The sequence below is a fragment of the Micromonospora sp. WMMC241 genome (genome assembly GCF_027460165.1).
Classification (GTDB): Bacteria; Actinomycetota; Actinomycetes; order Mycobacteriales; family Micromonosporaceae; genus Micromonospora; species Micromonospora humi.
On record NZ_JAPZBF010000001.1, the window covers coordinates 2,621,594 to 2,643,087 of the forward strand.

General features: G+C 75.8%; 18 protein-coding genes. 9 read left to right on the top strand and 9 right to left on the bottom strand.

Going from position 1 to position 21,494, the window contains the following annotated elements; genetic code table 11:
• Positions 1 to 104: 104 nt before the first annotated feature.
• Positions 105 to 914, bottom strand: coding sequence for an LppM family (lipo)protein (locus O7598_RS12130; RefSeq protein WP_269691429.1), 810 nt, complete (start codon positions 912 to 914; stop codon positions 105 to 107).
• 131 nt (positions 915 to 1,045) lie between these two features.
• Positions 1,046 to 1,543 (bottom strand): nitroreductase/quinone reductase family protein, encoded by a 498-nt coding sequence (locus O7598_RS12135; RefSeq protein ID WP_269691430.1) that lies wholly within the window; start codon positions 1,541 to 1,543, stop codon positions 1,046 to 1,048.
• 191 nt (positions 1,544 to 1,734) lie between these two features.
• Here O7598_RS12135 and O7598_RS12140 point away from each other — a divergent pair, with 191 nt between their 5' ends.
• A complete protein-coding gene (locus O7598_RS12140) occupies positions 1,735 to 4,056 on the top strand; it encodes an isoamylase (protein WP_269691431.1) in 2,322 nt (773 codons plus the stop codon).
• Between the two features lie 24 nt (positions 4,057 to 4,080).
• On the opposite strand, the gene O7598_RS12145 is transcribed toward O7598_RS12140, so the two are convergent.
• A complete protein-coding gene (locus O7598_RS12145) occupies positions 4,081 to 5,235 on the bottom strand; it encodes an FAD-dependent oxidoreductase (protein WP_269691433.1) in 1,155 nt (384 codons plus the stop codon).
• A gap of 70 nt (positions 5,236 to 5,305) precedes the next feature.
• On the opposite strand from O7598_RS12145, the gene O7598_RS12150 reads away from it, so the two are divergent.
• Both O7598_RS12150 and O7598_RS12155 read left to right on the top strand, forming a co-directional pair.
• Positions 5,306 to 5,929 (top strand): TetR/AcrR family transcriptional regulator, encoded by a 624-nt coding sequence (locus tag O7598_RS12150; RefSeq protein WP_269691434.1) that lies wholly within the window; start codon positions 5,306 to 5,308, stop codon positions 5,927 to 5,929.
• 81 nt (positions 5,930 to 6,010) lie between these two features.
• A complete protein-coding gene (locus O7598_RS12155; protein WP_269691435.1) occupies positions 6,011 to 7,150 on the top strand; it encodes an FUSC family protein in 1,140 nt (379 codons plus the stop codon).
• Between the two features lie 11 nt (positions 7,151 to 7,161).
• Here O7598_RS12155 and O7598_RS12160 read toward each other — a convergent pair whose 3' ends face one another.
• Positions 7,162 to 8,151 carry a LacI family DNA-binding transcriptional regulator gene (locus O7598_RS12160; protein WP_269691436.1) on the bottom strand — a complete coding sequence of 330 codons (990 nt, stop codon included), beginning with the start codon at positions 8,149 to 8,151 and terminating at the stop codon, positions 7,162 to 7,164.
• 117 nt (positions 8,152 to 8,268) lie between these two features.
• Between O7598_RS12160 and O7598_RS12165 the strand changes: the two genes are divergently transcribed.
• Positions 8,269 to 9,504 carry an MFS transporter gene (locus O7598_RS12165; RefSeq protein WP_269691437.1) on the top strand — a complete coding sequence of 412 codons (1,236 nt, stop codon included), beginning with the start codon at positions 8,269 to 8,271 and terminating at the stop codon, positions 9,502 to 9,504.
• An 89-nt stretch (positions 9,505 to 9,593) separates the two neighbouring features.
• On the top strand, positions 9,594 to 9,926 hold the full coding sequence (locus O7598_RS12170) for a hypothetical protein (protein ID WP_269691438.1): 333 nt from the start codon (positions 9,594 to 9,596) through the stop codon (positions 9,924 to 9,926).
• A 22-nt stretch (positions 9,927 to 9,948) separates the two neighbouring features.
• On the opposite strand, the gene O7598_RS12175 is transcribed toward O7598_RS12170, so the two are convergent.
• The 4 genes from O7598_RS12175 to O7598_RS12190 all read right to left on the bottom strand — a co-directional run bounded on the left by O7598_RS12175 (position 9,949) and on the right by O7598_RS12190 (position 13,117).
• Positions 9,949 to 10,653 (bottom strand): MBL fold metallo-hydrolase, encoded by a 705-nt coding sequence (locus tag O7598_RS12175; RefSeq protein ID WP_269691439.1) that lies wholly within the window; start codon positions 10,651 to 10,653, stop codon positions 9,949 to 9,951.
• Positions 10,654 to 10,715: 62 nt separating this feature from the next.
• On the bottom strand, positions 10,716 to 11,078 hold the full coding sequence (locus O7598_RS12180) for a fluoride efflux transporter FluC (RefSeq protein WP_269691440.1): 363 nt from the start codon (positions 11,076 to 11,078) through the stop codon (positions 10,716 to 10,718).
• Entirely contained in the window at positions 11,075 to 11,578 is a 504-nt protein-coding gene (locus tag O7598_RS12185) for a fluoride efflux transporter FluC (RefSeq protein WP_442929851.1), read from the bottom strand. The genes O7598_RS12180 and O7598_RS12185 overlap by 4 nt, the downstream gene beginning before the upstream one ends.
• A 297-nt stretch (positions 11,579 to 11,875) precedes the next feature.
• Positions 11,876 to 13,117 (bottom strand): MFS transporter, encoded by a 1,242-nt coding sequence (locus O7598_RS12190; protein WP_269691441.1) that lies wholly within the window; start codon positions 13,115 to 13,117, stop codon positions 11,876 to 11,878.
• 136 nt (positions 13,118 to 13,253) lie between these two features.
• Here O7598_RS12190 and O7598_RS12195 point away from each other — a divergent pair, with 136 nt between their 5' ends.
• From O7598_RS12195 to paaI, 3 genes are all read left to right on the top strand, one after another.
• The gene (locus O7598_RS12195) at positions 13,254 to 13,703 is read left to right on the top strand and encodes a MarR family winged helix-turn-helix transcriptional regulator (RefSeq protein WP_269691442.1); all 450 of its coding nucleotides are present in this window, start codon (positions 13,254 to 13,256) and stop codon (positions 13,701 to 13,703) included.
• Positions 13,704 to 13,810: 107 nt separating this feature from the next.
• Complete coding sequence (gene paaK, locus O7598_RS12200) at positions 13,811 to 15,118, top strand: phenylacetate--CoA ligase PaaK (protein WP_269691443.1); 1,308 nt, start codon at positions 13,811 to 13,813, stop codon at positions 15,116 to 15,118.
• 1 nt (position 15,119) lies between these two features.
• Positions 15,120 to 15,536 carry a hydroxyphenylacetyl-CoA thioesterase PaaI gene (paaI, locus tag O7598_RS12205; protein ID WP_269691444.1) on the top strand — a complete coding sequence of 139 codons (417 nt, stop codon included), beginning with the start codon at positions 15,120 to 15,122 and terminating at the stop codon, positions 15,534 to 15,536.
• Between the two features lie 93 nt (positions 15,537 to 15,629).
• Here paaI and O7598_RS12210 read toward each other — a convergent pair whose 3' ends face one another.
• Positions 15,630 to 18,275: an AAA family ATPase gene (locus O7598_RS12210; RefSeq protein ID WP_269691445.1), complete on the bottom strand. Its 2,646-nt coding sequence runs from the start codon at positions 18,273 to 18,275 to the stop codon at positions 15,630 to 15,632.
• Between the two features lie 189 nt (positions 18,276 to 18,464).
• Here O7598_RS12210 and O7598_RS12215 point away from each other — a divergent pair, with 189 nt between their 5' ends.
• A complete protein-coding gene (locus O7598_RS12215) occupies positions 18,465 to 21,416 on the top strand; it encodes a helix-turn-helix transcriptional regulator (protein ID WP_269691446.1) in 2,952 nt (983 codons plus the stop codon).
• Positions 21,417 to 21,494 lie beyond the last annotated feature (78 nt).

Genomic DNA, 21,494 nt, shown 5'->3' on the forward strand with positions numbered 1-21,494 from the left:
GTTGTCGCCACGGGGTCCGCCCGGTCGGCGGTGGGGACCGGCGGGTTGTCGCCGGTGGTCGAGGGCCGACGGTCGACCTCCGGAGGAGGCCGGGCCGGCGGGACTCAGGCCGGTGGACCGGCGGGGGGCGTCGGCGTGGCCGGCGCGGCGGGCGCGGCCGGTCCGGTGGTGGGCGCGGCCGGTGTCGCGACCGTGCTCCCGCCCCGGCGGCGGCGCAGCAGCAGCACGACCACCACGGCGACGACCAGCAGCAGGACCACCGCGCCGGCGACGACCGGCAGCCAGGGAAAGGAGCCGCCGTCGACCACTGCGGCGACCGCGCTGGTGGGCGGCGCCGGTGGCGCCTCGGCGACGGCCCGCAGTTCGGCCGGCTTGGGCTGGTTGGCGACCACCTTCCAGCTCACCGAGCGGCCGGTGATCGCGCCGTTGGTGTCGAGTACCCGGCCCGGGAACGTCACCGAGATCTCGAACGACATCAAGGTCATGAACGCCTGCTGGTTCCGTGGATCCTGTTCGGCCACCTTTCCGCCGTATTTCTTCGGATCCAGGGGGAGTGAGAAGCGATAGAGATCGTTGTCCCGAACAAGATTCACGCTCTCGCTCGTGAATTGCGCCAACGGTGTTTTCCGGTAGGTGATCTGAATGCCGTAGAAGTTGGGGTCCTCGTACCGGGTCTCGGTGCCGGCGGGAAGCGTGGGAATGTTCTGCCGCAGTTCGGCGAAGGCCACCGCGACGTCCGGGTTGCGCTGTTTGAGCACGGACTTCTGCGCGGTCAGCAGGAGCTGGCCGGAGATCGTGTCGTCGGGGTTCACGGTCAACCCGAGGTTGAGCTGCATGCAGCCGCTCAGTGTCGCCACGAGGGCGAGACACACCGCGAGGCTGAATATCCGGCTGCGGCGGAGTCTCGTATTCATGCGCCCAGTGTGGGCGGTCGGGACGGGCTCGACAGTCAGCGATCAGCCGCCGCTTTGTCGCCGATCTTACCGGCTGCCTCTCCCATTCGGACGACCCCGCAAACGCGCCCGATCGATATCCTGAAAGGTTGTCATTCCGCTGTTTCCGGCGCCGGCCGGTCCGCCACGATCCGGAAGACCGGGATGGTCGGGGCGACGCGCGCGAACTCGGTGAGCGGGGCGTGCCTGTCGACCGGCACGTGCGGACGTGCGCCGGGGGCGAGCGCGAGGTGGCGACGCAGGATCGGCGGCCGGTCGGCGACGTCGACCTCGACCAGTCGGACCGCCTCCCGACCGCGGTGGCGCAGCACCGCCCGCCCGCCCGCGGCCCGGACGTTGGCCACCCAGTTGACCCGGTCGCCGAGCATCGACACCAGGTAGCGCTCGCCCTCGTGGTCGGCGACCACCAGTGGCAGGGCGACCGTCCGGCCGCTGCGCCGGCCCCGCACCTCCAGCGTCACCCAGTGCCGGGGGCCGAGCCCGGCGGAGTGCTGCCGCGCGGCGAGCCCGTTCAGCACCCGGGCGAGCCGGTTCGGTCGGCCACCCCGGTACATCCACCTCATCTGCCGGCGCCACGATTCCGTGCTCATCCGGACCCCCTCTCCTCACCTCCATTGGGGACCAGGGCGGGCGGCGGCGACCAGGGTCGATCGACCCGGACCTCTTTACCTGGTTGAAATCGACTGTTATCTTTCCGGCAAAACTTGCAAGTTTTTGCAACAGCCGGAAGTCGGCCGACGTCCGCACGCACCGTCCACCCGCGTCCCCGTCGGAGACCGCCATGCCCAGACCCCGTCCGGTCCTCGCCCTGCTCCTCGCCGCGGTGCTGTCCGCCGTCGGCCTCACCGCCGCCGCGCCACCCGCCGGCGCCGCCGTCGACGCCCGCGCGCTCGGCGCCCGCTACGACGCCACCGGCTCGACCATCACGTTCCGGGTCCACTCCGCCGCCGCGACCCGGATCGCCGTCTACCTGTACGCCGCGCCCACCGGCGCCGCCGAGAAGGTCAGCTACGTGCTCACCCGCGACGCGTCGGCGGTCTTCGGCGTCACCGTCGACGTCGCCACCCTGCGCGACACCCACGGCCTCACCGGCACGATCTGGTACGGCTACCGGGCCTGGGGGCCGAACTGGCCGTGGACCAGCACCTGGACCAAGGGTTCGTCCGCCGGCTTCGTGGCCGACGTGGACGCCGCCGGCAACCGGTTCAACCCCAACAAGCTGCTCGTCGACCCGTACGCCCGGGAACTCAGCCACGACCCGCTGCGCCCCGGCGCGACCGACGACACCGTCTACGCCTCGGGGCCGGCCCACCGCACCGTGGACAGCGGCCCGTACGCCCCGAAGGGCGCGGTGCTCGCCGTCGCGACCGGCGCCACCGGCGTCAAGCCCACCCGGGCGTTCAAGGACGACGTGCTCTACGAGGTGCACGTACGCGGCCTCACCCGCGACGACCCGAGCGTGCCGGAGGCCTGGCGGGGCACCTACCGGGGGGCCGCGACCAAGGCCGGCTACCTCGCCTCGCTCGGCGTGACCGCGGTGGAGTTCCTGCCGGTGCAGGAGACGCAGAACGACACCAACGACGTCGACCCGACCGGCACCGCCGAGGACAACTACTGGGGCTACATGACGCTCAACTGGTTCGCCCCCGACCGGCGGTACGCCGCCGACCGCTCCCCGGGCGGCCCGACCCGCGAGTTCCAGGCCATGGTCAAGGCGTTCCACGACGCCGGGATCAAGGTGCTGCTCGACGTGGTCTACAACCACACCGGCGAGGGCGGGGCGCGCACGATCGGCGGCGCCCCGGCCTACGACCTGTGGTCCTGGCGCGGGCTCGACAACCCCACCTACTACTCGTTGACCGCCGACCGGCAGGCGTCGTACGACAACACCGGGGTGGGCGGCAACTACAACACCTACCACCCGGTCGCCCAGGACCTGATCGTCGACTCGCTGGCGTACTGGAAGGACACGCTCGGCGTCGACGGGTTCCGGCACGACCTGGCCACCGTGCTCGGCAACACCTGCCAGCACGGCTGCTACCGCTACAGCCGCACCGACCCGGGCACCGCGCTCAACCGGATCGTCCGGGAGATGCCGGCCCGCCCGGCCGGCGGCGGCGCGGGGGTGGACTGGATCGGCGAGCCCTGGGCGATCGGCGCCGGCACCTACCAGGTGGGCAACCTGCCGGCCGGCTGGTCGGAGTGGAACGGCCAGTACCGGGACACGGTGCGCAGCGACCAGAACCGGATGGGCTACGACCCGGTCACCCCGGGCCAGCTCGCCACCCGGCTCGCCGGCTCCGCGGACCTGTACGGCGACGACGGCCGCCGGCCGGGTAACTCGGTGAACTTCCTCGTCGCCCACGACGGGTTCACCCTGCGCGACCTCTACGCCTGCAACGCGAAGAACAACAACCAGCCCTGGCCGTACGGCCCGTCCGACGGCGGCAGCGACGACAACCGCTCCTGGGACCAGGGCGGCGTCGCGGCCGACCAGCGCCGGGCCGCCCGCACCGGCCAGGCGCTGCTGCTGCTCTCCGCCGGCACCCCGATGATGACCGGCGGTGACGAGGTGCTGCGCGGGGTGCGGTGCAACAACAACCCGTACAACCTCGACTCGTCGGCCAACTGGCTGACCTGGAACCCGGACGCGAACCAGAGCGCGTTCCGCGCGTTCACCTCCCGCCTGGCCGCGTTCCGCGCCGCGCACCCGGCGCTGCGGCCGGCAACGTTCTACTCGTCCGCCGACGGCAACGGCAACGGGTTGGGCCAGCTCGCCTGGTTCACCCCGGCCGGGGCCGCCCCGGACGCCGGGTACTGGAACGACCCGAACAACCACGCGCTCGGTTGGCGGATCGACGGCACCGAGTTCGGCGACCCGGCGTCGGCGATCTATGTCGGCTACAACGGCTGGTCCGGCGACGTCGGCTTCACGCTGCCCTCGCCCGGCGCCGGCAAGCAGTGGTACCGGGTCACCGACACCTCCACCTGGGCGGAGGGCCCGGAGCAGGTGGCCCGGCCGGGCGCCGAGGCGGCGCTGGGCGGCCAGGGTACCGGCTATCTGCTGCGCGGCCGGGGCCTGCTGCTGCTGGTCGCCCGCTGACCGAGCGGCCCGGTACGCCGACGCTCAGCCCGGTGGCTGCCAGTCGGCGTACCGGGCCATGCCGCGCAGCGCCGCCCGGGACGGGGTGAGCCGGAGCACGGTGTCGCGCAGGGCGCGCGCCAGCGGGTGCCGGAGCTGCTGGCCGTAGCGCGCGGTGCGCAGCGCCGCCCGGGCCACGGCCTGGCTGCGTGGTCGCCGTTGCCCGTCGTACGCGGCCAGCGCGCCGGCCAGGTCCGCCGACCCGCCCGCGCAGGCGGCGCCGAGCACCACGGCGTCCTCGATCGCCTGGCACGCGCCCTGGCCCAGGTGCGGTGTCATGGCGTGCGCGGCGTCGCCGAGCAGCGCCACCCGACCTCGCACGTAGCTCGGCAGCGGGGTGGCCAGGTGCAGCAGGTCGGTGCGGAGCACCGCCTCCGGCGGCGTGGCGGCCAGCAGCGCCGGGATCGGGTCGTGCCAGTCGCCGAACCGCTCCCGCACCGCGGCCAGCTCGTCCGGCTCCCGGCCGCCGGGTGGCGCCACGTCCGCGGCGTACCAGTAGAGCCGGCCGTCGCCGAGCGGGACGGTGCCGAACTCGCGCCCGGCGCCCCAGGTGACGGCGGTCGCCACCGGGGTGGGCCAGGGGACCACCGCGCGCCACGCGGTGGAGCCGGAGTAGGCCGGCGGCGGCAGCGCCGGCCACAACCGCCGGCGCAGCAGGCTGTGCAGCCCGTCCGCGCCGACCACCAGGTCGGCCGCGAGGTCGTGGACCCCGCCGTCCGCCCGGTAGGTCACCGCCGGCGCGTCGGCGTCGACGTCCACCACGTCGACGCCGGTGCGGAGCACCTCGGCGGGCAGCGCGTGCCGCAGCACGCGGTGCAGCGCGGTCCGGTGGATCCCGAGCGCCGAGGTGCCGAGGGTGCGTTCCAGGTCGGCGCCGTCGACCCGGGACAGCCACCGGCCGGAGCTGGCGCGCAGCCCACCGGGGGTGTCGGGCGTGCCGTCGCGCCGGACCGCGTCGCCAAGGCCCAGCGCGTCGAGACCGCGCAGCGCGTTCGTCATCAGGGTCAGGCCGGTGCCGAGTTCGCGGGGGCGGGCGGCGCGCTCCAGCACGGTGACCCGCCACCCGCGCCGATGCAGCGCCAGCGCCGCCGCCAGCCCGCCGATGCCCGCGCCGACCACCACCGCGTGCGTGTCGTCCACCCCGTGCCTCCTTCTACAGGTGTAGAAAGCGATACTACGCCCGACGGAGCCGATCGAGGGGGGAGCGGACGTGAGCACACGGGCGGCCCGGGTGGCCGTGCTCGCCGACGCGGCGGTGGAACTGGTCGCCGGCGGCGGCATGCGGGCGCTCACCCACCGCGCGGTCGACGCCCGGGCCGGGATGCCACCCGGCACCACCTCGGCGTACCTGCGTACCCGGCAGGCCCTCATCGAGGCGGTGGTGCAACGCCTGGCCGACCTGGACCGCGAGGACCTGGTCGCGCACGACCTGCCCACGGCCCCGACCGGGCCCGCCCCGGCGCTCGGGCCGGACGGGCTCGACCAGCTCGCCGCCGGGGTGGCCGAGGTGCTGGACCGCTGGCTGACCGTCGGGCGCAGCCGATCCCTCGCCCGCTACGCCTGCCTGCTGGAGGCGACCCACCGGCCCGAGCTGCGCCGGATCCTGCACCACGGCAGCGTCCTCCGGGTGCAGGCCCGGGAGCTGCTGGCCCGCGCCGGCGCCGCGGACCCGGTCCGGCAGGGCGACCAGTTCGTGGCGTTCGTCGACGGGCTGCTCTTCGACCGCCTGGTCGGCGCCGGGGCGCTCAGCGCGCCGCCGCCCGGGACCCCGGCCAGCCGGGACGACCTGAGAGCCGGCGTACGCACCCTGCTGCGCGCGTTCACCGGCGCCTGACCCGGGACCGGATGCCGCCGATCACTGCCGTCCGGCCCGGGAGGCCGCAGGATGGGTGCGGGCGGAACAGGAAGGTCGGCGATGGCGGGAACCACGGGACGGGCCGCGACAGCCGTACGCGAGGCGGCCGGGCGGCTGCGGCGGGGCTGGCTGCCGGTCGTCGAGGCGACGGTGGCGGCCACCGTCGCCTGGATGCTCGCCACCCGGCTGGTCGGGCACCCGCAGCCGTTCTTCGCCCCCGCCGCCGCGCTGATCGTGCTCGGCCAGGCGCGCGGCCAGCGGATCCGTCGCGCGGTCGAGGTGGTGCTCGGTGTCGCCGCCGGCGTGCTCGTGGCCGACCTGGTGGTGCAGGCGCTCGGCCCGCGCACCACCTGGACCGTGCTCACCGTCATCCTGCTCACCGTCTCGCTGGCGGTCGCGGTCGGCGCCAGCTCGGTCACCGTGGTGCAGGCCGCGGTCTCCGCGCTCTACCTGGTGGTGGTGTCGCCGCCGACCGAGTCGCTGATCCCGTTCCGGTTCGTCGACGCGCTGATCGGCGGCGCGGTGGCGGTGGTCGCCAGCCAGCTCGTCGACGCCCGTCGGCCGCTCGCCCCGCTGGTCGCCGAGTTCCGGCACACGTTCGCCGAGCTGGCCGACGTGCTCGACGACATCGCGACCGCGCTCGACGACGCCGACGACACCGCGGCGCTGGCCGCGCTGGAACGGGCCCGGCACGCCGACGCCGGTGTGGAACGGCTGCGCGGCGCGGTCCAGGCCGCCGGCGAGGCGCTGCGGCTCAACGTCCGACGCCGCCGCCACCTCGGCCGCCTGCGCTCGGTCGAAGGTTCGATCCGTCAGATCGACTACGCCGTGCGCAACGTCCGCGTGCTGGCCCGGGCCGCGGTCACGTTCACCCGCGGCGCCGCGCCGGCGCCGGCCGACCTCGGCGGCACCGTCCGCACGCTGGCCGAGGCGGTACGCGCGGCCGGCGACGCCCTGGCCGCCGACCTCGGCGGCCAGGAGCAGCTCGCCGACGGGCACGCCGGGCGGGCCGACACGGCGGCGCTGGAGGCCGTGCGGTCGGCCGGTCGGCTCTACACCGCCGGCCCGACCCTGCCGCTCGCGATGATCATCGGCCAGGTCCGGGCCACCGCCATCGACCTGCTGCGCGGGGTGGGCGTGGACGACGACGCCACAGTGCTCAGCCGGGTCGACGCGGCGGTCACCGGGCCGGAGCGCTGACCGCCGTCACCTCAGGCGCTCTCCCGGGTCACCAGCGTCGAGGCGAACGCGGTGCTCGGTGCCACCGGCGCCTCCGTCAGCACGGCCGTGGCCGCCGCGGCGGCGATCCGGTCGACCGGGTGGGTGGCGGTGGTCAGCGCCGGGCTGCTCATCGCCGCGTACGGCAGGTCGTCGAAACCGGCGACCGCCACGTCGTGCGGCACCCGCACGCCGTGGCCGCGCAACGCGGCGATCACGCCGAACGCGGTCGCGTCGCTGGCCGCGTAGACCGCGTCCACGTCCGGCCACCGGCGCAGCGCCGCCAGCGCCGCCGAACCGCCGCGGGCCGCGGTGAAGTCGCCGGTCACCAGCCGGGCCGGCGCCCCGGACGCGCGCATCAGCTCCCGGTACGCCGTCACCGACCGCTCCGCGCAGGTCAGCCAGCGCGGGCCGGTGACCATGACGATGCGGCGGCGGCCGGTGGCGTACAGGTGACGCAGCACCGCGCCGGCGCCGGCGGCGTTGTCCACGTCGAACGACGGCACGGTTGCCGAACCCCGCCCGATGGAGACCACCCGGCCGTGCAGCCGGGCCGGCACCGCGTCCAGCGCCGCCTGCGTGGTGTTCACCAGGATTACGCCGCAGACGCCCCGGTCGGCCCCGAGGCGGCCCAGGCCGGACGGGTCGGCCAGTGGCAGCCACTCCAGTGCCACCCCGACCCCGTGCGGCCCGCACACCCGCGACGCGGCGCTGACCACGCGGTGCACGTACGGGTCGTCGAAGACCCGGTCGTCGCGGCCCACCACGGCCACCACCAGCCGCACCCCGGCGCCGCGCACCAGCGCCCGGGCGGTCCGGTCCGGCACGTAGCCGAGGCGGTCGGCGGCGGCGCCCACCCGCGCCCGGGCGTCCGCCGAGGCGAAGCCGTAGCCGCCGAGCACCCGCGAGGCGGTGGCCCGCGACACCCCGGCCGCCCGAGCCACGTCGTCGAGCCTGGCAGGTCGTGCGGTAGGCGTACCCATGGGTCGCATCATGCCCGGTCCCGGCCGCGCCGGGTAAGGGGCGGGCGGGCTTGTGGTGGTAGCGCTCTCAGGTGTGCGATCGTCGTCGGGAACCATTCGGGGAAGGGACGACCGCACGTGAGCGACACTCTCGACGCGCCGGCCGCGCGGCGGCCACCGGCGTCCCGGCCGGTGCTGGCCGCCCGCACCGGCGTCGCCGTCGTCTTCGCCCTCAACGGTCTCGCGGTGGCGAGCTGGTTCTCCCGGGTGCCGGCGGCCCGGGAGGCGCTCGGCCTCACCCCGGGCCGGCTCGGCCTGCTGCTGCTCTGCATGTCGGTGGGCGCGCTGCTGGCCATGCCGGCCGCCGGCCTGGTCACCCAGCGGCTCGGCCCGGCCCGCACGGTCGTCGTGGCGACAGTGCTGGTCGCGCTCGGCATGACCGTTGCCGGCCTCGCCACCGGCCTGGCCGGCTGGGCGCTCGGCGTCGGGCTCGGGCTCGCCGCGTTCGGCTTCGGCTCCGGCCTGTGCGACGTGGCGATGAACGTCGAGGGCGCGGCCGTGGAGAAACGGCTCGGCCGCACGATCATGCCCCGCTTCCACGCCGCCTGGAGCCTCGGCTCGGTCGCCGGGGCGGGGCTCGGCGCGGGCGCCGCCCGGCTCGGCGTACCGATCGAGGTGCACCTGCCGGTGCTGGCCGTACTGATCCTGACCGGCACGCTGCTCGGGGCCCGGGCGTTCCTGTCCGCGCCGGCCGAGTCGACCGACGCGGGCGCGCCGGCGGCCCGGCGACGCGCGCTGCTGGCCGCCTGGCGGGAGCCGCGCACCCTGCTGGTGGGCCTGCTGGTCCTGGTCATGGCGTTCACCGAAGGCAGCGCCAACGACTGGCTGGCGGTGGCGTTCGTGGACGGGTACGGGGTCGACGAGGCGGTCGGCGCCGCCGTGTTCGGCGTCTTCGTGGTCGGCATGACCCTCGGCCGCACCGCCGGCACGGTCGCCATCGACCGCTGGGGTCGGGTGCCGGTGCTGTTCGGCACCATCGGGCTCGCCGCCGCCGGCGCGACCCTGGCCGTGCTGGCCGGCTCCGGCCCCCTCGCCGTGGTCGGGGTGGCGCTGTGGGGGATCGGCGCGTCACTCGGGTTCCCGGTCGGGATGAGCGCCGCCGCCGACGACGAGGACAAGGCGCCCGCCCGGGTCAGCGTGGTCGCGGTGATCGGCTACACCGCCTTCCTCGCCGGGCCGCCGCTGCTCGGCTTCCTCGGCGACCACTTCGGGGTGCTGAACGCGCTCGGCGTGGTGCCGCTGCTCCTGCTGCCCACGCTCGCGCTGGTGCCGGTGCTGCGCCAGCCGCCCGCCGCGAAGACCCCGGCCGGCTGAGCGCGGCCCAGCCGACTCCCACCGGGCTCCCAGGCGCCTGCCAGCCGCGCGTGCTGCACTGGTCGAGACGCCGAGGAGAGGAGGCGGGCATGGGCTGGTTCAGTCGACGAGCCGCCGACCCGACGACCCCGACGAAGCTCGACCGCGAGGCGAACCGGGAGGACCTGGCGCAGCTGGAGGCGTTCGTGACCAGCCGGCGCGGGGTCGAGTTCTATCTGGAGCCGGAGACCACCGCCACCGACACCACGGTGGTCGCCATCGCCCACGACGGGGAGTGGATCCGCCGTCGCACCGGCTCGCCCCGGGTCGCCGGCAAGATCGCCCAGCGGCACGCGGTGCCACTCTACGAGGCGGCCCGCACCGGCTATCCGGAGCGGATGCGGGCCTGGAACCGGGCCCACCCGGAACGCCGCAAGCGCTGACCGGTGCCGCTCCGCGCCTCGTTCAGTCGCCCAGCGCGGCGCGGGCCTGGTCCCGACGCAGCGGCTCGTCGTGGGCGGAGACGTACCACTCGACGTGGTCGGAGAGCAGGCTGCGCGCCAGCTCCAGATCCGGCCCGTCGGTCGGGGTGCGCTCGTGCAGCGGAGGCGGGTACCAGCAGTCGCCGAGCAGCAGCACCCGGGAGTCCGGCACCAGCACCACCGTGGAGTCCGGTGCGTGCCCGCCACCGACGTGCCGCAGCACCACACCCGTGGGCAGCATCAGCTCGTCGGTGAACGTGCGGGTCGGCGGCAGCACGGCGAAGCCGTCCCAGTCGTCCATCGCGAGCGCCCGGGCCCGGTAGCTGGGGCCGAGCCGGGGCTCCTCGCGCACCCGCTCGCGCAGGTGCCGGTGGCTCCACGGGCGGGCCGCCTCGGCGCGCAGCGGGGCGACGCCGGCCTCGTGCCCGACGATCTCCACGCCCGGCCAGGCGCAGGCACCCCAGACATGGTCCCAGTGGTGGTGGGTGTAGACCAGCCAGCGCGGCTCCGGCAGCCGGGCGGCGGCGAGCCCGGCGCGGATCTCCCGGGCGTGCGCGGGACTGTGGCCGGCGTCGACCAGCACGCTGCCGCGCTCGTCGGCGACCACCGCCACGGCGGGCCGGATCGCGCCCGGATCGGGATCGCCGGGGAACAACCAGACCCGGTCGGCCAGATGGCGCGGTTCCATGGCGGCTTCCTCTCGCAGCTTGGCCGGATGCTATCGCCGTCCCGCCCCCGACGGCTGCCCCGTCAACCGGCCACCGCGGTGGCCAGCGCGTAGCCGAGGAAGGCCGCGCCGAGGCCCGCGACCACGCTGAGGAGCACGTTCGCGTACGCGTGCAGCCGCGGGCCGGTGCGAGCCAGCCGCAGCGTCTCGTAGCTGAGCGTGGACCAGGTGGTCAACGCGCCGCAGAAGCCGGTGCCGACGAGCGCCGTGACCCCCGGGGCGGCCGGCACCGCGAGCACCGCGCCGAGCAGCAGCGACCCGGCCACGTTGACGGTCAGCGTGCCCCACGGGAACACCGAGTCGTGGCGGGCCTGCACCGCCCGGTCGGTGAGGTAGCGCAGCGGGGCGCCCAGCGCCGCGCCGACCACGATCAGCAGGACGGTCACCGGGCCACCCCGCCCCGGACGGCCAGCAGCCGGCCGGTCAGCGCGTCCCCGGCGGCGACCGCCAGCAGCGCGGTGAGCACGGTCGCCACCAGGTAGGCCAGCGCGGTGCCCGGCGCCCCGGCCGCCACCAGGTGTTGCGCGTCGACCGCGTACGCGGAGAACGTGGTGAACCCGCCGAGCACCCCGACGCCGAGGAACGGCCGGACCAGCGGGCCGGCCGGGCGGGTCGTGAGCACCGCCATCAGCGCGCCGATCAACAGGCAGCCGAGGACGTTGACGCCGAACGTGGCCCACGGGAAACCGGTGGGAGGATGCGGCACGGCGGCCTGGGCGCCGGCGCGGGCCAGCGCGCCCAACGCGCCACCGGCGGCGATCACGCCCAGCACCGCGGCCGGGTGGGCGGTCAGCTCCGCCCGGTCGGCGGGGACGCGGAGATCGACGTCGGGGTCGACGCGGGACTCGGACGGTCGGGACACGGTGCCTCCCACCAGCACGGGCATCACTGGCAGGGACCGTTGGCGACGTTCGCGGTTCTCCCGGCGCGTCCCGGGACGGCGGGCCCCACCGCCGGTCGACCCCGAGCATAACCCCGCCCTCCCCACCCCGCCGTCACCCCCGTTTCCCGCCCCGCCCCCGCCCCGCCCCGCCCCGCCCCGCCTCCGCTCCGCGATCTTGCACTTTCGGCCCCGGCAAAGGGTGCGAACAGCCCATTTCGGGGGCCGAAACTGCAAGATCGACGGGTGCGGGTGCGGGTGCGGGTGCGGGTGCGGTGACGGTGGGGTGGGTGGGTGGGTGGGTCAGGAAGGGGTGGGGGACAGGTCTCGTGGGGTGGGGGGCGGCGTGGTGGGGGTCGGGGTGGTGGGGGTGCGGTGGGCGGCGCGCTCGGCGAGCAGGAGGACCGCCAGGCCGAGCAGGGTCAGGCCGGCGCCCGCCCATATCGGGGCGGTGAAGCCCAGGCCGGCGCTGATGGTCAGGCCGCCGATCCAGGCGCCGAGCGCGTTGCCGAGGTTGAACGCGGCGATGTTGGCGCCGGAGGCGAGCGTCGGGGCCTGGTGGGCGTACCTCATGATCCGCATCTGCAGCGGCGGCACCGTGGCGAAGCCGAACGCGCCCATCAGCACCAGCGCGACCACGGTGAGCGCCGGGTTCGCGGCGGTCAGCGCGAAGCCGACGAGCACCAGGGTGAGCACCGCGAGCACGGTGACCAGGGTGACCGGCAGCGACCTGTCGGCGGCCCGGCCGCCGGCGAGGTTGCCGGCGAACAGCCCGACGCCGAAGAGCACGAGCAACCACGGGACGGTGCCGGTGGCGAAGCCGCTCACCTCGGTCAGCGTGTAGGCGATGTAGGTGAACGCGCCGAACATGCCGCCGAAGCCGAGCACGGTGACCACCAGCGAGAACCAGACCTGCGGCCGGGTGAAGGCGCGCAGCTCGCGGCGCAGGCCACCACCGGTGGCGGCGTCGGTGGCGGGACCTCGACCGGGCACCAGCAGCGCCAGCCCGGCCAGCGCGACCACGCCGATGGCGGTGATCGCCCAGAACGTCGAGCGCCAGCCGAAGTGCTGGCCGAGGAACGTGCCGAACGGGACGCCGAGGACGTTGGCGACGGTGAGTCCGGCGAACATCATGGCGATCGCGCCCGCCCGGCGGGCCGGCGCGACGAGGCCGGCGGCCACCACCGCGCCGATGCCGAAGAACGCGCCGTGGCAGAGCGCCGCGACGATCCGGCCGGCCAGCATGGTCCGGTAGTCGCCGGCCAGCGCGGAGAGCAGGTTGCCGGCGATGAAGAGCAGCATCAGCCCGAGCAGCACCGGCTTGCGGCGCAGTCGGGTGACCGCCGCGGTCAGCGCCACCCCGCCGACGGCGACGCTGAGCGCGTACCCGGAGATGAGCCAGCCGGCGACCGACTCGCTGACCGCGAAGTCGGCGGCGACCTGGGGGAGCAGCCCCATGATCACGAACTCGGTGAGGCCGATGCCGAACGCCCCGATCGCCAGCGCCAGCAGGCCGCCCGGGAGCGCGGAGGTGCGTGAGGACATGACATCCCATTCCATGCGGAAGAATAAAGAGCGCGCGTGCAACTACCCGCGCCAGCAACGAAATAGTTGCACGCGCTTTATATAGGCGCAAGCGTGCTAGGCTGGGGGACGTCCACGTCACACCCGAGGAGGGTCGATGGGCATCGGCGACGACGCGGTCCAGATCCGCGCCCAGGGCTGGCGTACGCTCGCCGCGCTGCACGGCCTGATCGAGACCGCCCTGGAGCGCGCCCTCCAGGCCGAGCACGACCTCTCCGTCGTGGAGTACACGGTGCTCGACGCGCTGTCCCGGCAGGACGGCTGGCACATGCGGATGCGGCAACTGGCCCGCGCCGCCGCGCTCTCCGGCAGCGCCACCACCCGCCTGGTCAGCCGGCTGGAGGAACGTAGCCTGCTCACCCGGATCCTCTGCGCCGACGACCGCCGCGGCATCTACACCGAGCTGACCTCCGCCGGGTCCGAGCTGCTGGCCCGCGCCCGACCCACCCACGACCGGGTGCTCGCCGACGCGCTGGCCGAGGCCGAGCGCACCCCCGAGCTGGCCCCGCTCGTCGACGCGCTGCACCGCCTGCCGGTCGCCCGCTGACCGCCACCTCCGGCGGCGCTGACCTGGCAGGACGGCCCGTACGGGCGTACGGTGATCGGCATCTCGCCCGGCGCGGCGGCGTCGGGCCCGTCGCGCAGGAGGCCACCGTGCAGGACCGCACCCCTCGTCCGGACGAGCTGGATCCCGTCGAGCGGATCGCCGTCGACGAGCTGCGGGCGCTGCAACTGGACCGGCTGCGCCGGTCGCTGCGGCACGCCTACGACCACGTGCCGCACTACCGCCGCGCGTTCGACGACGCCGGCGCGCATCCCGACGACGTACGCGACCTGGCCGACCTGGCCCGCTTCCCGTTCACCGCCAAGGCCGAGCTGCGGGAGAACTACCCGTTCGGGATGTTCGCCGTGCCCCGGGAGCGGATCGCCCGGCTGCACGCCTCCTCCGGCACCACCGGGCGCCCCACAGTCGTCGGCTACACCCGGGCCGACCTGGAAACCTGGGCCGCGTTGATGGCCCGCTCGATCCGGGCCGCCGGCGGCCGGCGCGGCGACCGGGTGCACGTCGCGTACGGCTACGGGCTGTTCACCGGCGGCCTCGGCGCGCACTACGGGGCCGAGGAGCTGGGCTGCACCGTGATCCCGGTGTCCGGTGGCATGACCGAACGCCAGGTCATGCTGATCCGCGACCTCGAACCCGAGGTCATCATGGTCACCCCCAGCTACATGCTGGCCATCGTGGACGAGATGGAACGCCAGGGCGTCGACCCGCGCGCCACCTCGCTGCGGGTCGGCGTCTTCGGCGCCGAGCCGTGGACCGAGGACATGCGCCGGGAACTGGAACAGCGGCTGGACATGCACGCGCTCGACATCTACGGGCTGTCCGAGGTGATGGGTCCCGGGGTGGCGGTCGAGTGCGTGGAGACCAAGGACGGTCTGCACCTGTGGGAGGACCACTTCTACCCGGAGATCATCGACCCGCTCACCGGCGCGGTGCTGCCCGACGGTGAACGGGGTGAGCTGGTGCTGACCTCGCTCACCAAGGAGGCCATGCCGGTGGTCCGCTACCGCACCCGCGACCTGACCCGGCTGCTGCCCGGCACGGCCCGCCCGATGCGGCGGATCGAGAAGATCACCGGACGCACCGACGACATGATGATCCTGCGCGGGGTGAACGTGTTCCCGACCCAGATCGAGGAGCTGATCCTGCGCACCCCCGCCCTGTCGCCGCACTTCCAGTGCGTGCTGGACCGGCAGGGTCGGCTGGACACCCTCACCGTCCACGTGGAACGGCGCGCCGGCGCCGCGCTGGACGAGGCCGAGCGGGCCGGGGCGGCCCTGGTCGAGCAGGTCAAGAACACCATCGGGGTCTCCGTGGCGGTCCGGGTGATCGAGCCGGACGGGGTCGAGCGCTCGATGGGCAAGATGCGCCGCATCGTCGACCAGCGGCGGGAGCGCTGAGATGGCGGCCGAGGGCGACCGTACCGCCGCACACGACATGTTCGACGCCGACGTGGCCTCGAAAGGCCTCGGCATCGAGCTGGTCTCGGCCGGCGCCGGCGCGGCGGTGGCCCGGATGCGGGTCACCCCGGCGATGCTCAACGGGCACGCCATCGGCCACGGCGGCTTCGTGTTCCTGCTGGCCGACACCGCGTTCGCGCTGGCCTGCAACAGCCACGGGCCGGTCACCGTGGCGGCCGGCGGCGAGATCAGCTTCCTGCGCCCGGTACGCGAGGGCGACGTGCTCCAGGCGTACGCCACCGAGCGGGTCCGGCAGGGGCGCAGCGGCATCTACGACGTCACCGTCCGGCGCGGCGACGAGGTGGTGGCCGAGTTCCGCGGACGCAGCCGCGTCGTGCAAGGCGGGGCCCCTTCTTAACGCATTCTGCATAGGAAGGGGCCCCGCTTGACACCTGGCGCGGCCCGCCCGGGTCGGAGTGGCCCCGTGCCCGCTCCGACCCGGACCGGGTCCTCAGGCCGCGAGCCCGAGCGTGGTGTCCGGTGGCGTCGTTCGGTCCCGCCGGTCGCGCGGCGCCGGCTCGGACCGGCGAACGGCCCGCCCGAACGGGTGCGCCGGGGCGTCCACCCCGGTCGGTCCCGCGCCGGCGGGCGCGGCCCTCGACGGTGGCCCGGCCCGCGCAGCGCCGGAACCGGCGTACCCGGGTCGGTCCGCGACCACCGGCCCGACGTCGGATCCGGCGGAGCGGGACGGCGGGACGGGCGCCGGTCGGGCCCCTCCACCCGACCGGCGCGACCGTCCCGCCCCGAGCGGGCAGCTCGCCCGCCCGTCGACGCTCCGCTCGGGAACGCCGATCCCGGAACCCGCCGCGGCCGTGTGGCACGCGACGGGAGCCTCGTTCGACCAGCCGGCCGGGCGACGACCCGCGACCGCGTCCGACCCACCCGTGACACCGTTGCCGCCCGCGCGACCCGCTTCGGGCCCGCTGCCTCCGGCCGTCACGACACCGGCACCCGCCCGCGCGGCGGCTGCCGTCCCGATGTCGTGGCCCGGCCGGACGCCGCCCGCCGTCTCGACGCCGGCACCCGACCTGCCGTCGGCGTCCCGGGCGACGCCGGCACCCGACCCGCCGTCGGCGTCCCGGGCGACGCCGGCACCTGCCCGGACGGCAGCCCCCGAGCCGCCGCCGATACCCGGCCCGAAGGCTGCGCCCCGCAGGGTGGCCGCGCCCCTTGCGGCGCCGGCCCTCCTCGCGGCGCCGGCACCGCTGATGGCGCCGGCACCCGGTCCGGCGTTGGCTCCGGCCCGGACACCGGCACCCCGCCGGTCGTCGACACCGGGCCCGGCGTTGGTCGCGGGCCGGGCGGTGGCGAGGACAACCGTCCGGTCGGTCCGGAGCGCCGCGTCCGGCACGCCCTCGACCAGTCGGCGCGCGAACTCCGCGCGCACCGCGCGGGGCAGCCGATGGGCCGCCACCTGGGCCACCACCGGCTCGACGATCGTCCAGCCGGCCGAGCCGGCCGAGCCGGCCGAGCCCACCGAGCCCACCGAGCCGCCCAGGCCGGCGTCGGCTCGGCGGAGCAGGCCGGCCGCGACCAGGGCGCGCAGCGCCGGCCCGGCCTGCCCGGCCGGCCAGCCGAGCATCCGCTCGACCGTGCCGGCGACGATCGGGCCGCCCAGCGCGGCCCCGGCCATCAGCACCGCCCGCTGCGGGCCGTCCAGCCTGTCCAGCCGGGCGTCCACCAGCCGGCGTACGGTGGCGGGCACCCCGGCCGGCTCGGCGGCCGGGTCGGCCGTGGCGTAGGCGGTGGCGACGCCCGGGTTGCCGCCGACCAGCGGCAGCAGCCGCGCGGCCAGGGCGGCGGGCCGGCCGGCCCGGTCGAGCAGGTGGCGCAGCAGGCGACCGGTGTCGCGGGCGTCCAGCGGCGGCAACCACATTCCGTGTCGGCGGCCGAGCGGCCCGGACCACGGGTCGGCGCGTCCGGCCTCGTGCGTGGTGACCACCGCCAGCGCGAGCCCTCGGTCGTCGGCGGCGGCGTGCAACTGGCGCAGGAAGCGGTGCAGCGCCGGTGCGGCCCGGTCCAGGTCGTCCACGGCCACCACGACCGGGCTCCCGGTGGCCCGGTCGAGCAGGAGATCGCGGCACGCCGTCGCGGCCCGGGCGCCCGCCGCGGCGTCGCGGGGCGCGGCGAGGAACGCGGCCAGCGCGGGGGTGGTGGCGACCCACCGCGCCGCCGACCCGGGCAGGGCGCGAACGCCGGCCGGCTCCGGCGTGAGCAGCGCGCGGACCAGGCCGGCCAGCGGCGCGAGGTCCCCGTCCGGGTACGGCGGGCAGTGCGTCACGCACCAGCGCACCGCGGTGCCGTCCACCCGCGCGACGGCCCGGGTCAGCTCGTGCAGCAGTCGGCTGCGTCCACTGCCGGGCGGCCCGGTCAGCGAGATCCATCGTGGACGGCGCTCGCGCAGCGCCCGGGTCAGCGCGTCGGCCGCGCCCGCCAATTCCCGCCGGCGACCGACCAGTGGGCCGCGGTGCCGGGCCGGCCGGTGCCGGGGCAGCCCGGTCACCCGCCAGACGTCCAGCGGCGACGCCTTGCCGGCGAGGGTCATGGTGGCGAGCGGGCGCTGTTCCACCAGGCCGGCGACCGCCCGTCGGGTGGTCGGGCAGACCACCACCCCGCCGGGCGGCGCGTACTCCTGGAGGCGGGCCGCGGTGGTGATCACCGCGCCGCTGGCCGCGCCGTGCCCGCCGTCGCGGGCTCCGGTCAGGTCGACCAGCACCTCGCCGGTGGCCACCCCGACCCGTACCCGCAGCCGGGCGTCGCCCGGCGACCGCCGGTCCAGCGCCGCCTGGATCTCCAGCCCGGCCCGCACTGCCCGGTACGCGTCGAAGCCGTCGCAGTCGGGCGCGCCGAACAGCGCCATCACCGCGTCGCCGACGTACTTCTCCACCACGCCCCGCCAGCGGCGCAGCACGCCGCCCACGGTGCCGAAGTAGACCCGTTGCAGCGCCCGCACGTCCTCCGGGTCGAGTCGTTCCACCAGGGCGGTCGAGCCGACGATGTCGACGAAGAGCACCGTGACGGTGCGGCGTTCCTCCGGCACCGGCCAGCGCGACGCGCTGACGGCTTCCCGACTCCCCACGGGCGTGGTGATCAACATCGCACCCACCCTTTCCCTGGTCCGGTGCCCGACGACCTCCGGACACTTTCACCACCGGGTCGTCGGGGGATCGGTAGGACGACGTATGTCGGGCACGCGCAACCGTTAGTCGGTTTGTCGACGCGAGGAGTACGAGTGGGCCCCCGAGGCCGTAGAACGGTGCGGGGACCTGTGACTAGGCTGCGTCCCATGGCCAGCGACCCGGACACCGCACCGCTCGTCGGCCGCACCGGGACCCTGGCGACGCTGCGGTCGGCGCTGCTCGACGACGTCGCTGCCGGGCAGACCGCGGCGGTGTTCCTCACCGGTGAGAGCGGGGTGGGCAAGACCCGGCTGCTCGGCGAGGTCGGTGAGCGCCTGCGGCAGGCCGGCGCCCTGGTCCTCACCGGCACCTGCCTCGACATCGGCGACGCCTCGCCGCTGCACCCGGTGCGCCAAGCGCTGCGCCGGCTCGACGCCGACCTGGCCGAGGCGCGCACCACCTCGGCGGTCCGTGGCCTGTTGCAGGTCTTCGACGAGGAGACCCCGGGCCCGGACGGCGCGGGCGCGCTGCTGGAACGGGTCGCCCAGGGGCTGCACCTGGTCGCCGGCGGCCGGCCGCTGGTGCTCGTCCTCGACGATTTGCAGTGGGTCGACCGGAGCACCCGCCAGCTCCTGCTCTACCTGCTCGCCGGCCTCGGTGACCTGCAGCTGTCCGTGCTCGCCGCGATCCGCGCCGAGTCGCTGCGCGGCGCGCACCCGCTGCGCCGGGTGCTCACCGAACTGCGCCGCCTGCGATCGGTCCGGGTGGTGGACCTGCTTCCGCTGGACCGGGCCGGCACCGACGAGCTGGCCGCCGCGATCGCCGGCGCGCCGCTGCCGCCGGAGGCCGCCGACCAGATGTGGCAACGCAGCGGCGGCAACCCGTTCGTGGTGGAGGAGCTGGCCCGCGACCGGCGCGACGGCCGCGACGGCCTCTCCGACACGCTGCGCGAGGTCTTCCTGGACCGGGTGGACGCGTTGCCGCAGCCCGCGCACGCCGTGGTGCAGGCGGTCGCGGCCGGCGTCGAGCCGGTCGAGCACTGGCTGCTGGCTCAGGTGGTCCGGCTGCCGGAGGACGAGCTTCTCGACGCGGTGCGCGAGGCGGTGGCGCACCGCCTGCTGGTCGGCGCCGACGACGGCTACCGGCTGCGGCACCGGCTGGTCGCCGAGATCCTGGCCCACGAGCTGCTGCCGGCCGAGCGGGCCGCGCTGCACCGCCGCTACGCCGAGGCGCTCACGGCCGCCCCGGCCGAGCTGCACCAGGCCCGGCTGGCCCACCACTGGCGGCAGGCCGGCGAGCCGGCCCGCGCGCTGCCCGCGACGATGGCCGCCGCCCGCGAGGCGGAACGGCTGCACGGGTACGCCGAGGCGCACCGCCACTGGTCCGCCGCGTTGACCCTGGCGGCCACTCCGCCCCCGGTGCCGCCGGACGGCAGCCGGCCCACCGAGCCGGTCGAGGTGGACCGGGTCGAACTACTCAGCCACGCCGCCGAGGCCGCGCACCACAGTGGAGAGCACGCTCGGGCGCTGACCCTGCTGGAGGAGCTGTCCGCCGACCCGGCCGGTCCGCCGGCCTGCGCGTTGCACATCCGGCGGGCCCGCTACCTGGCCGCCGCCGGCCGTTCCGCCCCGGCCGAGGAGGAATACCGGCGGGTGCTCGCCTCGGCCGACTGCACGCCGCACGAGCGGTGCACCGCCGCCGCCCGGCTGGCCGAGCTGCTGCTGCACCTCGGCCGCTACGCCGAGGCCGGCGCCCAGGCGCGGGAGGCCCTCGACCTGGCCGCCGAGGTCCCCGGCTCCACCTCCGAGGTGGTGATGGCCAGCGCCGCGCTCGGCTTCAGCGAGGCGTTCCTGGAGGATCCGACCGCCGGGCTGGCGGTGATGCGCCGGGCCTTGGAGACCGCCGAACGCTCCGGCCGGCCGGAGGACGTGGCCTGCGCCTACCTGCACCTCGCCGAGCTGCTCACCGGGCCGCTGAACATCCTCGAGGAGGGGGTGGTGGTGGCCCGCCGCGGCGCGGAACGGGTCGCCGAGCTGGGTCTCGGCCGCACCTGGGAGACCCGGCTGCTGGCGGTCGCCACGAACGGGCTGTTCCGGGTGGGGCAGTGGGCCGAGGCGGAGAAGGTCGTCGCCGCCGCGCTGCGGCACCGGCCGTCCGGCGCGGATGCGGTCGAGCTGCTGCTGGCCCGGTGCCGGCTCTCCGTCGGGTACGGCGACGTCGAGGCCTCCGACCGGGACCTGGAGGCGGTCGCCACGGTGCTGGCCGGCGGCGGCGCCCGGCACGTGCTGCCGATGCTGATCCTGCGCGCCGGGCTGTTCATGTGGCAGGGCCGGCACGACCTGGCCCGACAGGCCGTCCAGCGGGGCCTGACCGAGAGCCGTTCGGACGACGTGATCGTGCTGGCCACGCTGGCCTGGCACGGGCTGCGCGCCGAGGCCGAGGCGACGGCCAGCCGCACCGTCGAGGTGGACCCGACCGCGGTGCGCCGGCTGCGCGAGGCGGTCGACCGGGTGACCCGCAAGAGCGGGCAGGCCGGCGCCCCGGTGCGCTACGTGGCCGACGGCTTCCTGGCGCTCTGCGACGCCGAGCTGAGCCGGCTCGACGACGGCCGGGGCGACCCCGAGCTGTGGGCGCGCTCGGCCACCGAGTGGGACCGGCGCAACCATCCCTACCCCGCGGCGTACTCGCGGTTGCGGCAGGCCGAGGCGCTGCTGGCCCGGCGCAGCCGGGTGGCCACCGCCGGCAAGCTGCTGCGCCAGGCCCACGCGATGGCGCAGTCGCTCGGCGCGGTGCCGCTCAGCGCGGAGATCCGTACCCTGGCGGGGCGGGCCCGGGTCACCCTGGACGACGCGCCGTCGGCCGCGCCGGTGCCCCGGCCGCGGACGGCGGTGCCCGCGGCGCCCGCGGCCCCGGCGGTGGACGAGCTGGCGGTGCTGACCGCGCGGGAGCGCGAGGTGCTCGCCGCGGTCGCCGAGGGGCTGACGAACAAGGAGATCGGCCAGCGGCTGTTCATCAGCGAACGGACCATCGGCGTGCACGTGTCGCACATCTTCGACAAGCTCCAGGTCCGCACGCGGGTGCAGGCCAGCGCGATCTTCCTGCGCAACCGCCCGGAATAGACGTACGTCGGTTATACGTCGTTCTACTGATCCGGGGCGCCCACGGTGGCTGGCAGGCTGTGCCGCGGAATCGGGTGG

What these genes read in the sequence shown, in the direction of transcription:
- O7598_RS12210 (WP_269691445.1), bottom strand. Translation starts at nt 18,275, where the DNA reads ATGTTGATCACCACGCCCGTGGGGAGTCGGGAAGCCGTCAGCGCGTCG.
- O7598_RS12170 (WP_269691438.1), top strand. Translation starts at nt 9,594, where the DNA reads ATGGGCTGGTTCAGTCGACGAGCCGCCGACCCGACGACCCCGACGAAG.
- O7598_RS12215 (WP_269691446.1), top strand. Translation starts at nt 18,465, where the DNA reads ATGGCCAGCGACCCGGACACCGCACCGCTCGTCGGCCGCACCGGGACC.
- O7598_RS12160 (WP_269691436.1), bottom strand. Translation starts at nt 8,151, where the DNA reads ATGGGTACGCCTACCGCACGACCTGCCAGGCTCGACGACGTGGCTCGG.
- O7598_RS12185 (WP_442929851.1), bottom strand. Translation starts at nt 11,578, where the DNA reads ATGCCCGTGCTGGTGGGAGGCACCGTGTCCCGACCGTCCGAGTCCCGC.
- O7598_RS12140 (WP_269691431.1), top strand. Translation starts at nt 1,735, where the DNA reads ATGCCCAGACCCCGTCCGGTCCTCGCCCTGCTCCTCGCCGCGGTGCTG.
- O7598_RS12130 (WP_269691429.1), bottom strand. Translation starts at nt 914, where the DNA reads ATGAATACGAGACTCCGCCGCAGCCGGATATTCAGCCTCGCGGTGTGT.
- O7598_RS12195 (WP_269691442.1), top strand. Translation starts at nt 13,254, where the DNA reads ATGGGCATCGGCGACGACGCGGTCCAGATCCGCGCCCAGGGCTGGCGT.
- O7598_RS12135 (WP_269691430.1), bottom strand. Translation starts at nt 1,543, where the DNA reads ATGAGCACGGAATCGTGGCGCCGGCAGATGAGGTGGATGTACCGGGGT.
- O7598_RS12155 (WP_269691435.1), top strand. Translation starts at nt 6,011, where the DNA reads ATGGCGGGAACCACGGGACGGGCCGCGACAGCCGTACGCGAGGCGGCC.
- O7598_RS12175 (WP_269691439.1), bottom strand. Translation starts at nt 10,653, where the DNA reads ATGGAACCGCGCCATCTGGCCGACCGGGTCTGGTTGTTCCCCGGCGAT.
- O7598_RS12190 (WP_269691441.1), bottom strand. Translation starts at nt 13,117, where the DNA reads ATGTCCTCACGCACCTCCGCGCTCCCGGGCGGCCTGCTGGCGCTGGCG.
- paaI (WP_269691444.1), top strand. Translation starts at nt 15,120, where the DNA reads ATGGCGGCCGAGGGCGACCGTACCGCCGCACACGACATGTTCGACGCC.